The organism is Natrinema hispanicum, assembly GCF_900111485.1.
Classification (GTDB): Archaea; Halobacteriota; Halobacteria; order Halobacteriales; family Natrialbaceae; genus Natrinema; species Natrinema hispanicum_A.
Map to the genome: position 1 here is coordinate 1 of NZ_FOIC01000082.1, position 1,859 is coordinate 1,859.

At 60.1% G+C, this 1,859-nt stretch carries 1 protein-coding gene; it reads right to left on the minus strand.

Annotated features, from left to right (window positions below):
* Nucleotides 1–574 precede the first annotated feature (574 nt).
* On the minus strand, nucleotides 575–1,859 hold a 1,285-nt coding region (locus tag BSG09_RS19995; protein ID WP_254799227.1), incomplete at its 5' end, for a carotenoid oxygenase family protein.

Here is a 1,859-nt window from a genome sequence, read left to right on the forward strand (position 1 = left end):
TGGAAATCCGGCCTAGCCACCGATTGCGAGTAGCATGCTGAGCCTACCGCTTGACCTCCGCCTGAAGACGGAGGTATGCGCTCAAATTCATATCACTTGCGAACGACCGAGCGTCAACTCGTCGAATTCGTCCTCCCGTACATCAATCTGGCCGTGCAAGGCTACTGACTGGTCTGTTAAGACGGTTCTGAGTAACCGAGAATCGAGACGAAGTTGATACTGGTTCTCCCGAACTACCCTCCTGTCGCGTTACCCCGGCGCGACAAACAGATCCAATCAGCCTCGACCCGACGTTGTCTCAGTTCGCCCGGCGGCCACCACTCTGCGCCCATCCGGGCAGCTTTTGATCCGGTTAACCACATTGAGTGGCAGCGACTCGATCTCGAGGACGCGGAAAATTCCTCAGCTTCGAACAGCAATACTGCTCGGCTGCACCCCGTAGTCTCTGTCAAGAAAGGAGGAACGTGGGCAGGAGATAAACGACTCCGCCCTACTCGCTCACAGCTACCGCCGTTCGCTCCTTGAGGACAGGGGCTTAGCGCCCTCGCTTTCAGCTAACAGCGATGTAGGGAAGCTACACGTTCTGGAAGAAACGGCCGTGGAAGCCGAAGGGTTCCGCGTGTGGGAGAACAGCCCGCGCTTGAACCTCGAGCGTCGCTGCGTCAAAGATCATGAGTTCCGTCCGCTCACGTTGGGTGTTCAGCGCCGTCGCGAGCACGACGCCCTCGTCTTCGGTATCGGCATCAGGATGCTGGACGGGAACTGGTTCCTCGATGTAGACCGACCGCTTCCACCACTCCTTGGCGGTGCCTGTTTTACAATCCACTTTGACGAGTCCGTTTGCCCCCGTGCGATCGGTCACTTGTCCGTACACATAGCGGTGGCGTCGGCCGACGACTGAGCGGGCGACGCGTGGCATCTCCATCGCGCCATCGTAGAGTCGCGTCCGGTTGACCGTGTTCGAGTCGGGGTTGATGCGGTACCGCATCAGGTGGGCATCAGGCACGTCTGGGAAGCCATTGCCATCGAGTTCGGACAGCGACATGGTGTCGACGATGTCGCCGTTCGGGAACGCCACGAGATCGAGGACGATCGTCCCGCCGTCAACGTAGGCGTTGACATGGTGGAAGGTAAAGGCCGGCTCGAACGTCGGATCGGCCACAACGTCGCCGGTATTCCGATTGACCACGAGCACACGTGTGTCACGCTCTGGCTGCCAGTCGAGCATGTCGATCGCCCCCTCAGCAAACGGATTCAGTGCCTGGAACACCGACAGAACGAGCGGCGACTCCACAATGATAACGTGGTTTGCGGTGACGCTGCAGTCGTGGATATACGCCGGCCCATTCGCGTCGATAGAGGCGATGACCTCACGCGTGCGACACCCAGCTGGGAGACGGTAGAGGTGGTACTGTGGCCGCCGACCGAACTGCGTAGCGAAGCCGACTAGTTCGTCCCGATGCGGGTCGTCGACGAAATGCGCGGCCGTGATGTGTTCGGGCAGGTCGTCGTGAAATCGAAAGCGCCCGCGTGTCTCGAGCGTCTCGGGATCGAAGGCGACCCGACGCGGGGCCTCGGTGAGTGCGACGTATTCGCCGTCGATGTGGGCGACGTGAACGTTCGCATTGTCGGTCGGATCTGGGACTCCAAGAGAGGGGATGATCTCGAGGAGACGACGCCAGCCACGCGTGTCAGTGCCGAACTGGCCGGTCAGCCGACCGTCCATCGCCTCCGCGTAGGCATCGGTGCGGAGGAACCGGTTCGAGCATGCGTCTTTAGCTAAGTGACGAACCGCCAGACAGCAGTGGCTTATCGAGGCATCTTTTCGAGAGGATTGAGGAGGGGACAAGTGTGTCCAA